The organism is Mycobacterium xenopi, assembly GCF_009936235.1.
In the GTDB taxonomy this organism is placed as follows: Bacteria; Actinomycetota; Actinomycetes; order Mycobacteriales; family Mycobacteriaceae; genus Mycobacterium; species Mycobacterium xenopi.
In genome coordinates, this window is the sequence record NZ_AP022314.1 from 4462313 (window position 1) to 4478169 (window position 15857).

At 66.8% G+C, this 15857-nt stretch carries 15 protein-coding genes and 1 pseudogene; 5 read left to right on the forward strand and 11 right to left on the reverse strand.

Annotated elements, in window-relative coordinates:
• Nucleotides 1-74: 74 nt before the first annotated feature.
• Entirely contained in the window at nucleotides 75-983 is a 909-nt protein-coding gene (locus MYXE_RS21425) for an Rv0361 family membrane protein (protein ID WP_003922472.1), read from the forward strand.
• A 73-nt stretch (nucleotides 984-1056) separates the two neighbouring features.
• Here the strand turns inward: MYXE_RS21425 and fbaA are convergent, their stop codons facing one another.
• Entirely contained in the window at nucleotides 1057-2091 is a 1035-nt protein-coding gene (gene fbaA, locus MYXE_RS21430; protein WP_003922471.1) for a class II fructose-bisphosphate aldolase, read from the reverse strand.
• Between the two features lie 119 nt (nucleotides 2092-2210).
• On the opposite strand from fbaA, the gene MYXE_RS21435 reads away from it, so the two are divergent.
• On the forward strand, nucleotides 2211-2888 hold the full coding sequence (locus tag MYXE_RS21435; protein WP_003922470.1) for a VTT domain-containing protein: 678 nt from the start codon (nucleotides 2211-2213) through the stop codon (nucleotides 2886-2888).
• A gap of 1 nt (nucleotide 2889) precedes the next feature.
• Here the strand turns inward: MYXE_RS21435 and MYXE_RS21440 are convergent, their stop codons facing one another.
• The 10 genes from MYXE_RS21440 to MYXE_RS21485 all read right to left on the reverse strand — a co-directional run bounded on the left by MYXE_RS21440 (nucleotide 2890) and on the right by MYXE_RS21485 (nucleotide 12855).
• Complete coding sequence (locus MYXE_RS21440) at nucleotides 2890-4239, reverse strand: 3-oxoacid CoA-transferase (RefSeq protein ID WP_003922469.1); 1350 nt, start codon at nucleotides 4237-4239, stop codon at nucleotides 2890-2892.
• A 108-nt stretch (nucleotides 4240-4347) separates the two neighbouring features.
• Nucleotides 4348-5475: a glycoside hydrolase family 76 protein gene (locus tag MYXE_RS21445; protein WP_003922468.1), complete on the reverse strand. Its 1128-nt coding sequence runs from the start codon at nucleotides 5473-5475 to the stop codon at nucleotides 4348-4350.
• Nucleotides 5476-5491: 16 nt separating this feature from the next.
• A complete protein-coding gene (locus tag MYXE_RS21450) occupies nucleotides 5492-6136 on the reverse strand; it encodes a TrmH family RNA methyltransferase (protein ID WP_085193173.1) in 645 nt (214 codons plus the stop codon).
• Entirely contained in the window at nucleotides 6133-7029 is an 897-nt protein-coding gene (locus tag MYXE_RS21455) for a hypothetical protein (RefSeq protein ID WP_085193263.1), read from the reverse strand. Before MYXE_RS21455 ends, MYXE_RS21450 begins: the two co-directional genes overlap by 4 nt.
• Nucleotides 7030-7043: 14 nt before the next feature.
• Entirely contained in the window at nucleotides 7044-7592 is a 549-nt protein-coding gene (pyrE, locus tag MYXE_RS21460; RefSeq protein ID WP_085193175.1) for an orotate phosphoribosyltransferase, read from the reverse strand.
• Complete coding sequence (locus tag MYXE_RS21465; RefSeq protein WP_085193177.1) at nucleotides 7579-8355, reverse strand: SDR family NAD(P)-dependent oxidoreductase; 777 nt, start codon at nucleotides 8353-8355, stop codon at nucleotides 7579-7581. Before MYXE_RS21465 ends, pyrE begins: the two co-directional genes overlap by 14 nt.
• Nucleotides 8356-8398: 43 nt before the next feature.
• Nucleotides 8399-9220 carry a trehalose monomycolate transport factor TtfA gene (gene ttfA, locus MYXE_RS21470; RefSeq protein ID WP_003922463.1) on the reverse strand — a complete coding sequence of 274 codons (822 nt, stop codon included), beginning with the start codon at nucleotides 9218-9220 and terminating at the stop codon, nucleotides 8399-8401.
• Nucleotides 9221-9367: 147 nt separating this feature from the next.
• On the reverse strand, nucleotides 9368-11914 hold the full coding sequence (clpB, locus tag MYXE_RS21475) for an ATP-dependent chaperone ClpB (RefSeq protein WP_003922462.1): 2547 nt from the start codon (nucleotides 11912-11914) through the stop codon (nucleotides 9368-9370).
• Between the two features lie 159 nt (nucleotides 11915-12073).
• The gene (locus MYXE_RS21480; protein ID WP_085193179.1) at nucleotides 12074-12520 is read right to left on the reverse strand and encodes an SRPBCC family protein; all 447 of its coding nucleotides are present in this window, start codon (nucleotides 12518-12520) and stop codon (nucleotides 12074-12076) included.
• Nucleotides 12517-12855 carry an ArsR/SmtB family transcription factor gene (locus MYXE_RS21485; protein ID WP_085193181.1) on the reverse strand — a complete coding sequence of 113 codons (339 nt, stop codon included), beginning with the start codon at nucleotides 12853-12855 and terminating at the stop codon, nucleotides 12517-12519. The genes MYXE_RS21480 and MYXE_RS21485 overlap by 4 nt, the downstream gene beginning before the upstream one ends.
• Before the next feature lie 55 nt (nucleotides 12856-12910).
• Here MYXE_RS21485 and MYXE_RS21490 point away from each other — a divergent pair.
• The 3 genes and pseudogenes from MYXE_RS21490 to MYXE_RS21500 all read left to right on the forward strand — a co-directional run bounded on the left by MYXE_RS21490 (nucleotide 12911) and on the right by MYXE_RS21500 (nucleotide 15751).
• Nucleotides 12911-13580, forward strand: a pseudogene (locus MYXE_RS21490) (GAP family protein).
• Nucleotides 13581-13664: 84 nt separating this feature from the next.
• Nucleotides 13665-14831, forward strand: a complete 1167-nt coding sequence (locus tag MYXE_RS21495; protein ID WP_085193183.1) for an FAD-binding oxidoreductase — start codon at nucleotides 13665-13667, stop codon at nucleotides 14829-14831.
• A gap of 32 nt (nucleotides 14832-14863) precedes the next feature.
• A complete protein-coding gene (locus MYXE_RS21500) occupies nucleotides 14864-15751 on the forward strand; it encodes an aldose 1-epimerase (protein WP_085193185.1) in 888 nt (295 codons plus the stop codon).
• Nucleotides 15752-15857 lie beyond the last annotated feature (106 nt).

A 15857-nucleotide genomic window follows, 5' to 3' on the forward strand; every position in this document is an offset into this window, starting at 1 on the left:
TCAGGCACATCAAATGCGTTCCAGGGTCGCTAAGCTCCAAATACTGACTTAACAGCCGGAGGACAGCAGCGCCCATGCCCACCCCATCAGAGCCCGACCGGGACGACACGCCGACCGCGGCCGGACTCGAGCCAGACGCCGTCAACAACGAGGACGGTTCCGATCGGGTCGCATCCGAGGCCGGCCCGGCCGACGAGCAGACGGCGAAGCCCGAACCCGACGACGAGGTGACCCAGAGCTACCCGACCGCTGGTGGCGATGCCGAGCCAGCCACCGAGGTAATGGCCAAGCCCGAGCGGGAGGACGAGCACCCAGCCGCCAAACCGCAACGCAAACGCGGTGAACGTCGCTTCACCGCACCGGGTTTCGACGCCAAGGAGACGGTGGTCATCGAAACCGCCGCGGAGCCGGCCACCGAGGTCTTCCGCACGCGGCAGGAAACGCCCCAACCAAAACCGATAAGCCCGATGAACACGCCGCCGAAAACGGCGACGCCACAAGTGATTCCGCCTCGGCTCGGTGCGAAACTGCGGCCCACCGTCCAACGCAGCTGGGGCTGGGTGCTGGCGCTGATCCTGATCATTCTGGCGCTGGCCGCGGTCGCCGTCCTTGGCACCGTGCTGCTGACCCGCGGAAAACACCACAAGGTTTCCCAAGAGGACCAGGTCCGCACCACCATCCAAAACTTCGACGTCGCGGTGCAAACCGGCAACCTGGCGACGCTGCGCGGCATCACCTGTGGCAGCGCACGCGACGGCTACGTCAACTATGACGAGCAGGCCTGGCAGGAGACCTACCGGAAGATCGCGGCGGCCAAGCAGTACCCGGTGGTGGCCAGCATCGACCAGGTTGTCGTCAACGGGGAGCATGCCGAGGCCAACGTCACGGCGTTCATGGCATATGACCCGCAGGTCCGCTCAACCCGCAGCTTCGACCTGCAGTTTCGCGACAACCAGTGGAAGATCTGCCAGTCCAGCGGCTAGCTCGACACGCAAGAAGACGCGAAAGCCCCCATTTCATAACGAAATTGGGGGCTTTCGAGTGTGTTCGCGTAATTTAGCCGGACAGCGACTTTCCAGCGCAGTGCAGGTCGTTGCAGGCCTCGATCACCCGCTCGGTCATCGACGCTTCGGCCTTCTTGAGGTAGCTGCGCGGGTCGTAGTCCTTCTTGCGGCCCACATCGCCGTCCACCTTGAGCACACCGTCGTAGTTGGTGAACATGTGGCCGGCGACAGGGCGGGTGAACGCGTACTGGGTGTCGGTGTCGACGTTCATCTTCACCACGCCGTTGCGCACGGCCTCATCGATCTCCGACTTCAGCGAGCCCGACCCGCCGTGGAACACGAAATCGAACGGCTTCGAGCCGGCCGGCAGGCCCAGCTTGGCGGCCGCCACCTTCTGGCCCTCGGCGAGAATCTCGGGCCGCAGCTTGACGTTGCCGGGTTTGTAGACGCCGTGCACATTGCCGAACGTCGCGGCCAGAAGATACTTGCCGTGCTCACCGGTGCCCAGCGCGTCCACCGTCTTTTCGAAATCGGCCGGGGTGGAGTACAGCTTCTCGTTCATTTCTCCGACGACGCCGTCCTCCTCACCACCGACCACGCCGATCTCGACTTCCAGGATGATCTTGGCCGACGACGCCTCCTTGAGCAGCTCCTGGGCGATGGCGAGGTTCTCGTCGATCGGGACCGCCGAACCATCCCACATGTGCGACTGGAACAGCGGGTTCTTGCCTTGGGAGATCCGCTCCTGCGAGATGGCCAGCAGCGGGCGCACGTAGCCGTCCAGCTTGTCCTTCGGACAGTGGTCGGTGTGCAGCGCGACATTGATCGGGTACTTGGCCGCGACGATGTGGGCGAACTCGGCCAACGCCACCGCGCCGGTCACCATGTTCTTTACCCCGAGCCCGGAGCCGAACTCCGCGCCGCCGGTGGAGAACTGGATGATGCCGTCGCTGCCGGCGTCGGCGAAACCTTTGAGTGCGGCGTTGATGGTCTCCGACGACGTGCAGTTGATGGCCGGGAACGCGTACGAATTCTGCTTGGCACGCTCCAACATCTCGGCGTAGACCTCGGGCGTTGCGATAGGCATGAAACTTCCTTCCTCACGAGATCAGCAGGGGTCCACGCGCGGGCCTGTGCCCCCCAGTATCCCAAGAAGCCCGTCACGTTAAACAGCCCGTGCAGCCAACCCCTGTATGTTGTGACGTCATGGACACCGCCGTGCTGGCCTTACCCAACCTGCTGGACCCCATGTACTGGTTGGGCGCCCACGGTGTGTTCGGCCACGCCGTGCTGCCCGGCATCTTGCTGATCGTGTTCATCGAGACCGGGCTGATGTTCCCGCTGCTGCCGGGCGAGTCGCTGCTGTTCACCGGTGGCCTGCTGGCAGCCAGCGCGCATCCACCGGTCAGCATCGAGGTATTGGCTACCTGCGTCGCGATTGTGGCGGTGCTCGGTGACCAGACCGGGTATTTCATCGGCCGGCGGATCGGGCCGGCATTGTTCAAAAAGGAAGACTCCCGCTTCTTCAAACAGCACTACGTGACCGAGTCGCATGCGTTCTTCGAGAAGTACGGGCCAGTGACGGTGATCTTGGCCCGCTTCGCGCCGTTCGTGCGGACGTTCGTACCGGTAGTCGCCGGGGTGTCGTACATGCGCTACCCGCTGTTTCTGGGATTCGACATCGTCGGCGGCATCGCCTGGGGCGCGGGTGCGACGCTGACCGGCTACTTCCTGGGCAACGTGCCGTTCGTCAACAAGAACCTGGAAACGATCATCCTGGGCATCTTGTTCGTGTCACTCATGCCTGCGTTCATCTCGGCCGGGCGGGCCTATCTGAACCGTCGCCGCGCCTCCAAGGACGAGCCCGTGCCGCTGCCGGAATAGGTCAGATCGCCACCCGGAAATCGCAGCCGGTCTTGGCGCGCACCTCCTCGACCGTCACCCCGGGATGCAGTTCGGTGAGCGTAAGCCCCTGCCCCGGCTTGACATCGAAGACACACAGGTCGGTGATGATCATGTCGACGACGCCCTTGCCGGTGACCGGCAACGTGCATTGCTTGAGGATCTTCGGGCTGCCGTCTTTGGCGGTGTGATCCATCACCACGATCACGCGTTTGACGCCCGACACCAAATCCATCGCACCGCCGGGCCCTTTGACCATCTTGCCTGGCACCATCCAGTTGGCCAGGTCTCCGTTTTCGGCCACTTCCAGCCCGCCGAGGATGGACAGGTCGATGTGACCGCCGCGGATCATGGCGAACGAATCGGCGCTGGAAAAAAAGCTCGACCCGGGAATCGCGGTGATGGTCTGCTTGCCGGCGTTGATGAGGTCGGGGTCGACCTCGTCTTCGGTCGGGTAGGAACCGATGCCGAGTAGGCCGTTCTCCGACTGCAATGTCACGTTGATGTTCTCGGGAATGAAGTTGGCCACCAGCGTCGGAATCCCGATGCCCAGGTTCACGTAGTAGCCGTCGCGCAATTCCCGGGCGGCGCGCCTGGCCATCAACTCCCGGATGGGGCTGTGGTTCTTCAGCGCGGCACCACCGCTGGTGGTGCGAAACTCGATGCGCTTTTCGTAGTCGCGTCCTTCGATGATGCGATCCACATAGATGCCGGGGGTATGAACCAGGTCGGGATCGAGCTCGCCAACCTCAACCAGCTCTTCTACTTCGGCCACCGTGACTTCGGCGCAGGTGGCGATCATCGGGTTGAAGTTACGCGCGGTCTTGCGGTACACGAGATTGCCCGCTTTGTCGCCCTTCCACGCCTTGACGATGGCCAAATCGGCACGAATGCTTTCTTCGAGTACGTATTCGGTGCCGTCGAAGACCCGGGTGTCCTTGCCTTCAGCCAGGACAGTGCCGTAGCCCGTACGGGTATAGAAACCGGGAATGCCTGCGCCGCCAGCGCGTAACTTCTCCGCCAGGGTGCCCTGCGGGGTGAGGGTGAGGTCCAGCTCGCCAGCCAGCACTTGGCGCTCGAACTCCTTGTTCTCGCCGACGTAGGAGGCGATCACCTTTTTCACCTGCCGGCCCTTGAGCAGCAGGCCCATGCCGAAATCGTCCACGCCAGCGTTGTTTCCGACGATGGTGAGATCCTTGACACCGCTGTCGACCAGCGCGCGGATCAAGTTCTCCGGAATGCCGCAGAGGCCGAAGCCGCCGGCCGCGACGGTGATGCCGTCTTTTAGCAGGCCTTGCAGCGCCGACACGGCGTCGGGGTGGACTTTGTTCACGTAGCTGCTCCTCTACTTGTCACCGACTGGCCCCATTGGCCGGCTCCTCCTCATCGCGCTGCGCGCTCTGCATCGTCGCCGACCGTGGCCCGATTGGCCCGCTCCTCCTCATCGCGCTCCGCGCTCTGCATCGTCGCCGACCGTAACGCTATAGGCGGCCTCCATGAGCATCCACCCGGACAGCTGCACGGAGAGATCCCGTTCGGCGGTCTCCGAGCCGGTGACGGCGCCCTCGACGAATTCCGCCTGCTTGCCGGCCACGGTGGGCAGTTCGGCGGTGCGATCCCAAAACGCACCGAACAAGGGCAACCCGTCGACCGTCTGACGGTAGTCCCACGCCGAGGTCGCCGAGGCCAGCACCAGCGAGCGCGCGGTATCCCGGGCGGTGACGTCCTCGGCGGCGGTCCCCGGCAGCGTGGTGGCCACCAGCGCCAAATAGCGGGCGGTGATTCCGGCGAACAGGCCGCCGTCGCCGCCGCCGGCGCCCTTGATCACCCCTCCCGGTGCCATGTGCTCGTTGACGGCGGCGACCAGCCGATGCACCCGCGGCGCGTGTCGCGGATCGCCTGTGCGCGCGGCCAATTCGGTTTCCAGGCCGAGCACCACCCCCTGGCAGTACGTGTATTGGGCGCGCACCAGCGAACCGCCCTTGATGCCGTCGAACACCAGATGCGTCTCGGGGTCGATCAGGGTCGCGTCGATCCAGTCGGCCATCTGCTGCGCCCGCTTGAGCCGATCCCCGTAACGGGCGAGGAAGATTCCGGCCGGGCCGTTGGCGGGGGCGTTGAAGAACTGGTCCTGTTTGCGCCATGGGATGCCGCCGCCGTCCTCGGGTACCCAGGCTTTGACGAACTGGTCGGTCAGCTTGTTTAGCGCGCGGTGGCGGTCGATGCCGGTCACTCGACAGGCACGTTCGATGGCCAGCGCCAGCCATGCCATGTCGTCGTAATAGTCGTTGATCCACCTGCCCACATTGCGCAGCCGGTGCGAGCGGATCTGACGGCGAATCCTTGTGCGCCGCTCAGATTTTGGGTCGCGCAGCTGTCCATCGACCAGGCAGTCCAACAGGTGCGCCTGCCACCAGTAGTGCCAATGACCGAACAACCGGTCGCGCCGTGCCGGCGGCCAGGCCACCACACCAAGCTGGGTGCCCGGCAGCGCCCACAACCGTTTGAGGTGTCGTTGTGTGACGGCCGCTTCGGCGCTGGCGGCTCGGTTTGCCCATACCTGTTCCATGTCTGCAAATCCTGCCCTACCAGGCGCGGTCGATGTCTGCGTGCTGGGCGATCCAGGCGTGCATCGCGATTCCGGCGGCGACGGCGACGTTGATGCTGCGCGTCGACCCGAACTGGGCGATCGACACGGTCAGCGCCGCACCCGCTTTGGCTTCGTCAGTGATGCCGGGGCCTTCCTGGCCGAAAACCATCAGGCAGTGTCGCGGCAGCCCGGTCTGCTCCAGGCGTGCTGCGCCGGGAACGTTATCGACGGCGACGACGGTCAGCCCGGCGGCTGCGGCGAAGTCGAGTAGCTCGGCAGTGGTGTCGTGGTGGCGCAGCCGCTGGTATCGGTCAGTGACCATGGCGCCGCGGCGATTCCAGCGCCGCCGGCCCACGATGTGCACGGTGTCGACGGCGAACGCGTTGGCGGTGCGCACCACCGCACCGATATTGGCGTCGTGGCCGAAGTTTTCGATCGCAATGTGCAGCGGGTGTCGCCGCTTGTCGATGTCGGCAATGATCGCCTCGCGGGTCCAGTAGCGGTAGGCGTCGACGACGTTGCGAGCATCCCCCTCGCGCAACAACACCGGGTCATAGCGCGGGTCGCTGGGCAGCGGGCCCTGCCACGGCCCGACGCCGCTGCCTGACACGCCCCACTCGGTCGGGCCGGGATCGCTCATTTCACCGTCCACACTGCGGCATGGGTGCCCACCACCGACACCGTGGCGTACAACACGGCCTCGTTGATCTCACCTTGCGTGCACAGCGACGGGCTGACGTGGACCGCGTCCAGCGACGCCTCCGGCAAGATCAACACCGACGCGCCGTAGGCGGCACACGCCGGGCTCAGCCCCGGGCCGGGCAGCGTCGGGGCGACCAGCAGCATCATCGGGCCGCCGCGCGCCGCCGAGTCGTCACGGTAGCGGGCCGCCACCGCGTCAACCGACAATCCCAGCAGCATGTAGCCGTCGCCAGCGAACACTCCGGGATCGCCAAGCGAGGCCTGGCTGAGTTGGGTGCCGTCGGCGCGCCACGCCGACACGCTGGTCGTCTTGACCACAAGGCCGGTGTCGTTTTGGTTGGTCGGCAACATTCCCACCGGAAACGCCGCCGGATAGGCCGCCGTGGTGCCGGGGATCCGGTCGCGCGGCGAATAGGTGTACACGCCGCGCACGGCGCTGCGGTCCTTCAACGGCCCCAGGCATACCGTGCCGCTGAGCCGATCCGGCGTCGGCGCCGACAATGATTGCACCACAATGTTTTTCGCGCCCTCGCAGCTGCCGATGCCGGTGGACTCCATCGGGTGCGCCAGCGCACCGTAGAGCCCGAACCGGATGTCCTCGGGTTTGGCGTGCGGTGCCGCCAAGTCGCTCGGGGCCGCGTCGACGTCGACGAGCACGTAGTCGGCGTTCCAGCGCAGGTTCGACACCGACATGTTCCAGCCCAACACTGCCACCGACTGCCCCAGCTGCACGGACTGCGCGCCGTAGATCTTGTCGTGCCGGCCGGCGCTCGAGCAGGCCGCCGAACACACCGCGGCCAGCGTCGCCACCATCGCAATGAAAGCCCGCACGGCGCGCAACAAATCTAATGCAATCCCAGATCCGCCAGGCCCAGCAGGCTGCGGTAGGGCAGGCCCTCGGCTTGGATGGCTTCCGCGGCACCGGTGCCGCGGTCGACGACGGTGGCCACCCCGACCACGTCGCCGCCGGCGTCGCGCACCGCGCGCACCGCCGTGAGCGCCGACGCGCCGGTGGTGCTGGTGTCCTCGACCACCAGCACCCGCAACCCGGACACGTCGGCGCCCTCGATAAGTCGTTGCATGCCATGGGGTTTCACCGATTTGCGCACCACGAACGCGTCGATCGGGCGACCGGGCGCGTGCATGATGGCGGTCGCGACCGGGTCGGCGCCCAGCGTCAGGCCGCCGACCGCGGCATAGTCCCAGTCGGCGGTGAGCTCGCGCATCAAGCGGCCGATCAGCGCGGCGGCGCGGTGATGCAACGTCGCGCGGCGCAAATCGACGTAGTAGTCGGCCTGCTTTCCCGACGACAAGGTAAAGCGCCCGCGCCGCACCGAAAGCCGGCGCACCAGCTCGGCCAACTCCTCGCGGTTGGCCAAGTCAGGTGCGGCCACGGCCTCGGCCCATCGCGTTCACCGCGGCCCGCGCCACGGTGCGCGGCATCATCCGTATGCCCGCGACCAGCGCCTTGTAGTGCACGCCGGGGATGCTGATCACCTTTCCGCGGGCGATGTCGGCCATGCTCTCCCGGATCACGTCGTCGACAGAGAGCCACATGAACGACGGCAGCGACGCCATGTCGATCCCCGCCCGCGAGTGGAATTCGGTACGCACGTAGCCGGGGCATACCGCATGCACGCCGACTCCTGTGCCCTTCAGCCCGCCGGCCAGGCCCTCGGTGAACGACACCACCCACGCCTTCGAAGCCGAGTATGTCGAGCCGCGGCCGGAGAGCAGTCCGGCAACGCTGGCCACGTTGATCACCGTGCCGACACCGGCGTCGAGCATCGGCGGCAAAGCGGCCCGGGTCAGCTGCATCACCGCCGTCACGTTGACGTCCAGCTGGGCCTGGAGCAGGGCGGGATCGGTGGTCCAGAATTCGCCGGACGTGCCGAAGCCGGCGTTGTTGACCAGCACCCGCACCCCGGCGGTGAGCCGGTCGGCGACCTTGCCGCGGTCGGCGGCGTCGGCCAGGTCGGCGGGCAAAACCTCGACACCGCAACCGGCCTCGTCGCGCAATTCACCGGCCAGCTGCGCCAGCCGTTCGGTGTCACGCGCCACCAGCACCAGGTCAAAGCCGTCGGCGGCATAGCGTCGCGCATACCCGGCGCCGATCCCGGACGTGGGCCCGGTGATCAGGGCGACAGGACGGGGCATGACCGACAGCGTAGCGAAGACGACGACGCGGGCCGGGCACCCGTCACCGCTGGTAGTGCGGCGCCTGCTGGCCCTTTCGCCCGGTGGGCGGGCGCTGAGTGGGTGCTGAGCGACCCTTGTCGGGGCGGGCAGGTTCGGCCGGCGCGCGACGAACGCCATCCGGGGCGCGCCGAGGCGCCAGATCGCCGCGGGCGGCGGCAGCCAGCGGGCGGCTTGGCGCGGCGTTACGGCGGGGCGCAGGCTGCGACATCTGCTGGGGCACCGGCGGCAACACCCGCAGCAAGTCGTTGAACTGCCGCACGGTGCGCAAACCCTCGTCCCATTCGGCCCGGCCGCTCGAGATCGGCATGCTCACCAATGTCCAGTTCTGCTCGTTCCACATGATCTCGGCGCAATCAGGCGCGGTGTGCGCGAAAGTGACCATCCGCCGGTCGCATGCTCGCCGCGCAGCGTCGAGGTTGGTGGAGTACACCATCCGCGGCCCGATCGCCCCGAGGAGCCAAATGTCGCTCTCCCGAGGCTCTTTGAGGCCCTTGAGCCGCAGGTCGACCACGACACTGGTGCCCACCTTGCGGTGCAGCGCGATCACCGTGGCAACCTCTTCGAGGTCGAAGATGTAGACGGCCTCGCCGCGAATCTGCCCCAGCACGACGTTGTAGGCCGGGACGTCACCGACGGTCGACATCACACCGCGCTTCCAGCGCTTGGGCAGTTCGCTGTTCTCCGGTTCGTAGTCGAAGCCGTGGGAGCGCGCCCACGACCTACGCCGCCTGCCCCGCCCGCGACGCCGATCGATGTCGACGTACAGCAGCACCGCCGCGCCGACGAAGCACAGCGCGGAGAGCGTGAACCACAGCGGGACCATCCCGGCTAGCGTATCTGCTGTTAGCCCAGAACGGGGAATGTGAGCAGGTCACAACCGAATTAAGGTTTGCTAGCCACCGCACGCGAGCAGACGCAGAATCGCACGCTCGGAGCCTCTCGGGTGCGATTCTGCGTCTGTTCGGCCGTGTCAGCCGAGGATCAGCGAATCGCCGTCGGGGCTGACGTTGACCGGCACGGTATCGCCGTCGTGCACCTGACCGGACAACAGCATCTTGGCCAGCTGGTCGCCGATGGCCTGCTGCACCAGCCGCCGCAGCGGACGCGCCCCGTAGACTGGGTCGAACCCGCGCTGCGCGAGCCAGCGCTTGGCCTGAAGCGACACCTCCAGCTGCAACCGCCGCTGCGCCAGCCGCTTGCCCAGCTGCTCGAGCTGGATGTCGACGATCTGCACCAGCTCTTCGGGATTGAGCCCGTCGAAGATCAGCACAGCGTCGAGCCGGTTGATGAACTCCGGCTTGAATGTCGCCCGCACCGCGGCCATCACCTGCTCCTCGCTGCCGCCCGACCCCAGGTTGGACGTCAGGATCAGGATCGTGTTGCGGAAGTCGACCGTGCGGCCCTGTCCGTCGGTCAACCGGCCCTCGTCGAGCACCTGCAACAGCACGTCGAACACGTCCTGGTGGGCCTTTTCGATCTCGTCGAACAGCACCACCGTGTAGGGCCGTCGGCGCACCGCCTCGGTCAGCTGGCCACCGGACTCGTAGCCGACGTAGCCCGGTGGGGCCCCGATCAGGCGTGCCACCGAGTGCCGTTCGCCGTATTCGCTCATGTCAATGCGCACCATGGCGCGCTCGTCGTCGAACAGGAACTCGGCCAGCGCCTTGGCCAGCTCGGTTTTACCGACACCGGTCGGGCCGAGGAACATGAACGCCCCGGTCGGCCGGTTCGGGTCGGAGATGCCGGCCCGGCTGCGCCGCACCGCGTCCGAGACCGCTTGCACGGCCCTGCGCTGCCCGACGACCCGCTTGCTCAGCTCGTCTTCCATCCGCAGCAGCTTGGCGGTCTCGCCCTCCAGCAGCCGCCCGGCGGGAATACCGGTCCACGCCGACACCACCTCGGCGATGTCGTCGGGGCCGACCTCTTCCTTGAGCATCATGGCCTCGCGGGCCTGTGCCTGCGGCAGCGCGGCCTCGAGCTTCTTCTCCACCTCCGGGATGCGCCCGTAGCGCAGCTCGGCGGCCTTGGCCAGATCGCCGTCGCGCTCGGCGCGCTCAGACTCACCGCGCAGCCTCTCCAGTTGTTCCTTGAGCTCGCGGACGGTGTCGATGGCGTTCTTCTCGTTCTGCCAACGGGTGGTCAGCTCGGCCAGCTTTTCTTTCTGGTCGGCCAGCTCGGCGCGCAGCTTCTCCAGCCTTTCGCGCGAGGCTTCGTCCTCCTCCTTGGCCAGCGCCATCTCTTCGATCTCCAGCCGGCGCACCAGCCGCTCGACCTCGTCGATCTCGACCGGGCGCGAGTCAATCTCCATCCGCAACCGCGACGCGGCCTCGTCGACCAGGTCGATGGCCTTGTCCGGCAGGAAGCGCGCGGTGATGTAACGGTCGCTCAACGTGGCCGCCGCGACCAGCGCCGAGTCGGTGATCCGCACCCCGTGGTGCACCTCGTAGCGGTCCTTGAGGCCGCGCAGGATGCCGATGGTGTCCTCGACCGAGGGCTCGCCGACGTACACCGGCTGGAAGCGGCGCTCCAAGGCCGCGTCCTTTTCGATGTGCTTGCGGTACTCGTCGAGCGTGGTCGCCCCGACCAGCCGCAGTTCGCCGCGGGCCAGCATCGGCTTGATCATGTTGCCGGCGTCCATCGAGCCTTCGCCGGTCGCTCCGGCGCCGACGATGGTGTGCAGCTCGTCGATGAACGTGATGATCTGGCCGGCGGAGTTCTTGATGTCCTCGAGCACCGCCTTCAGCCGCTCCTCGAATTCGCCGCGGTACTTCGACCCGGCCACCATCGAGCCGAGGTCCAAGGCGATGATCGTTTTGTCGCGCAGGCTCTCCGGCACGTCGCCGGCGACGATGCGCTGGGCCAGGCCCTCGACGATCGCGGTCTTGCCGACACCGGGCTCACCGATGAGCACCGGGTTGTTCTTGGTGCGCCTTGACAGCACCTGCACCACGCGGCGGATCTCGGTGTCACGCCCGATGACCGGGTCGAGCTTGCCCTCGCGGGCGGCTGCGGTCAGGTTGGTCGAGTACTTCTCCAGCGCCTGGTAGGTGGCCTCCGGGTCGGGGCTGGTGACCCGCGCGCTGCCGCGCACCTTGACGAACGCCTCCCGCAGGGCTTGCGGGGACGCGCCGTGGCCATTGAGCAGCTTGGCGACGTCGGAGTCACCGGTAGCCAGGCCGACCATCAGGTGCTCGGTGGAGACGTATTCGTCGTCCATCTCGGTGGCCAGCTGCTGGGCGGCGGTGATCGCGGCCAGCGATTCGCGGGACAGCTGCGGCTGCGAGCTGGCCCCGGTGACCTGCGGTAACCGGTCTATAAGTCGCTGAGCTTCGGCGCGGATGGTGGCGGGCTCGACGCCGACTGCCTCCAGCAGCGGCGCGGCGATCCCGTCGTTCTGCGTCAGCAGGGCCATCAGCAGATGAGCGGGCCGGATCTCGGGATGCCCGGCGGCCGATGCCGCCTGTAGCGCCGAGGTCAGCGCCGCCTGGGTCTTGGTGGTCGGGTTGAAAGAGTCCACGACACCTCCATTCGAGTATCTAAAAATGCTTGTCGTGTACTCCAACGCCGTCAAGATTGAGTCTGTTCCACTCAACTCTGGCGAATTTCGGCGCCGACTGTGCAGCTTGTGGTACCCGAATCCGCGTTACGGCACCCATAAGCCGCACAGTCGACGGGCTCAATCGTCGAGCAGTCGGCCCAGCTGGGCCACGATGCGGACCCAGCCCTGGCCCATGATGGTCCGGGCCCGCTGCTGCCGGTCGTCGTCGGGGTCAAAACCGGTGTGCCGCAAGATGACCCGCGTACCGGTCCCCTCGGGGTGCAACGTCCATGTCACCACCCACGCCGACGGCTTGTCCGAGCGAGCGTCGGCCCAGCTCATCGCCAGCCGCTGCCCCGGAACCACCGCGAGCACCTCGCAGGCGACCTCACCGGAGAAGCCGACGGAGGGCATCGGTTGACCCTGGAAGGTGTAGCGGGTGCCGACCACCGGCGCGAACCCGCTCGGCGCCATCAGCCAGCGCGCCATCAACTCCGGCGTCGTCAGCGCCTGCCACACCCGCTCGGGCGGATGCGGGTAGAACTGGTCGACCTCGATGACCGTGGGGTCGGCGGTGCGGATCATGAATCCTCCATCTCGTCGAGCACGTCAGCCAGCGCGGCCAACCGTTCGCGCCAGAACCGTTCGTACGGGCTTAGCCACGCCGAAATCTGCCGCAGCGGTTCGGGGTTGACGCGGTAGCGGCGAAACCTGCCCTGTTTGTCCTCGGCGACCAGTCCACAGTCGCGCAACACTTTGAGGTGTTCGGACACGCTGGGCCGGGCCATGTCGAAGCGCTCGGCGATCGAGATCACGGTGCGCTCCCCGCCGAGCAGCATGTCGAGGATGTCGCGCCGAGTCGGGTTGGCCAGCGCCGCGAACACGACGTCGGTCCGACTGGACTTGGCACGCGGCGGCATGCGGCCGATAATAGGTAGGAATTTTCCTATCTGTCACCTCGGTTACGGTTCTCCCGTGACACCTAGCTGGGGTTCGGAGCTGACCGGGCTTGTCTCCCTTGCGCTGGTGATCGCGCTGTCGCCGCTGTCGATCATCCCGGCGGTCCTGGTATTGCAGACGCCGCGAGCGCGGGCCAGCAGCCTGGCGTTTCTGGCCGGGTAGCTGGCGACCCTGGCCGCTGTGACGGCGATTTTTGTCGCGGTGTCCGGGCTGCTCGGCGGCCTGCACAAGTCGCCGCCGACGTGGGCGTCCTGGCTGCGCATCATCGTCGGGGCGGCGCTGATCGTGTTTGGCATCGTCCAGTGGCTCAGACGCCACCGCCATACCCACACCCAAAGGTGGATGCGATCATTAACCGAGCTCACTGCCGCGCGCGGTAGTGACGGGGTCGGCGCTGGCCGTAGTGCGGCTCGAGGTGCTCTTCGTTTGCGCGGCAGCGGGTTTGGCGATCGGCAGCGCAGGTCTGGGTGCCACACGCGCATGGGTATCGGCAGCGGTCTTCGTGGCGGTCGCTGCGTCGACCGTCGCGATCCCGATACTGGCCTACGCCAGTGCCGGCGAGCGCCTGCGCGATCCCATGGCCCGCATCAAAGAGTGGATGGAGCACCACCACGCGGTGCTGGTCGCGGGAATCTTTGTCGTGATCGGAATCCTGGTACTGTACAAGGGAATTCACGCCCTTTAACAAAGGTCGTCAGCCGACGACCGTCTAAGCCTGCCGTGAAACAGCGATCGCCGTGCTTGTGTGGCGGGCTTAAAATCATCGCCCGTGGGCCTAGACAACCGGGATGCGCTGCGCGTCTTGCATGCCGCGTTTAGGGAAGGGCCCGCATGCGACGAGCTGATCCGCCGCTTTTATACCCGATGGTTTGCCCTCGACGTCTCGCTGCGCGACAAGTTTCCGCCTGATATGGGCGGCCAGCGGGCCGCGTTCGCGCACGCGCTGCATTGGGTGTACGGCGAGCTGGTCGCCCAGCACGCCACCGAGCCCGTCGAGTTCTTGGCGCAGCTGGGCCGAGACCACCGCAAATACGGCGTCACCGAAGCCCATTACGAGACCTTGCGCCAGGCGCTGCATGCGACGCTGCGCAGCGAGCTAGCCGACGAGTGGTCCGATACCGTCGAGGAGGCCGCTCGCCAGTCCCTGAACCTCATCACCGGGGTGATGAGCGGTGCCGCCGACGCCGATGTCGGGCCCGCCTGGTGGGACGGTACGGTGATCGAGCACCTGCGGGTATCGCGCGACCTGGCGGTGGTGCGGCTGCAGCTGGACCGACCGCTGCCCTATCACCCGGGCCAGTACGTCAACGTGTCGATCCCGCAGTGCCCGCGACGGTGGCGATACTTGACCCCGGCCATCCCGCCCGATGACAACGGCGGCATCGAATTCCACGTCCGGGCCGTCCCCGGTGGCCTGGTCAGCACCGCCATCGTCGGTGAAACCCGGCCCGGAGACCGCTGGCGGCTGTCTAGCCCGCACGGCGGGCTGCAGGTCGACCGCGACGGAGGTGACGTGCTGATGGTGGCCGGCAGCACCGGACTGGCGCCGCTGCGCTCGATCATCATGGACCTCACCCGCTGGGGGGAAAACCCACGGGTGCATGTGTTCTTCGGCGGCCGCTACCCGTGCGAGCTCTACGACCTGCCGACGCTGTGGCAGATCGCAGCGCACAATCCCTGGCTGTCGGTGTCGCCGGTGTCCGAGTACACCGCTAACCCGGCCTGGGCCAGCGAGTATCCCGACGTCACGCCGCCGCGCGGCCTGCACGTGCGCCAGACCGGTCGGCTGCCTGAAGTGGTGACGAAATACGGCAGCTGGAGCGATCGGCAGATCCTGATCTGCGGAGGGCCCGAGATGGTGCGCGCCACCAAAGCAGCGCTCATCGCGAAAGGCGCTCCGCCGGAACGCATTCAGCACGACCCACTGTGCAGCTAGACCGACGGGCCAGGAGGGCTAGGCTGGCCGACGTGCACATCGTCACGCTGCGCGACCCGTCCGCGCCGGTCGTGGCACGCTACGCCCCAAGCGCCGGCATGATCGGCATCTCGCTGACCGATTCAGGCGTTGAGCTGCTGGGTCAGCGCGGCGGTCTGGACGCCTACCTGGCAGCGGGCAAGACCATGGGTATCCCGCTCCTCTACCCGTGGGCCAATCGGCTCGGGGAACGCCGCTACCGAGTTGACGGCGAAGAAGTCACGCTGGAACCCGATGCGTTCGGGGTGCGCACCGACCCCAACGGTCTGCCGATCCACGGACTGCTGGCCGGCTATCCCGGGTGGCGGGTAATGACGCAATCGGCGAACGAGCTGACGGCCGAGCTAGACTTCGGCGCCGACCCGGCGCTATTAGCCAGCTTTCCGTTTCCCCACCTGGTGGTGATGCGGGTCAGCCTCGCCGACCGATCACTGACGGTCCGCAGCACCGTGTCGGCCCTCGGAAAACCGGTGCCGTTGTGCTTCGGTTTTCACCCGTATCTCCAGGTGCCCGAGGCGCCGCGGGCCCAGTGGGTGATCGAGACCCCACGCTTGCGGCACCTGTCCCTCGACGAACGCGGTCTGCCCACCGGAGATGCCGTAGAGCAACCGCCTATTCATGAGGCGTTGGGCGACAAGGTTTTTGACGACGGATACGACGAGGTACCCGAGGGCGCGGTGTTCGCGGTCTCGGGCGGCGGACGCCGTATCGAGGTCCACTTCGAACAGGGCTATCCGGCGGCGCAGATCTTCGCTCCGGCCGGTGAAGACGTGGTGTGTTTCGAACCGATGGCCGCGCCCACCGATGCGCTGCGCCGCGGCGGCTACCGGTGCGCGCAGCCCGGTCAGCCCGCCGTCGCGGTCTTCTCGATTCGCGTCTAGCGCCTGGCAGATCCGGCGGCGAACAGAAGCTAACGCTACTGGCACCTTCCTAGATCTCGTGTCAATTGCCGCGAATATCAGCCTCGGCGCAGGTACCCTTAGCAAA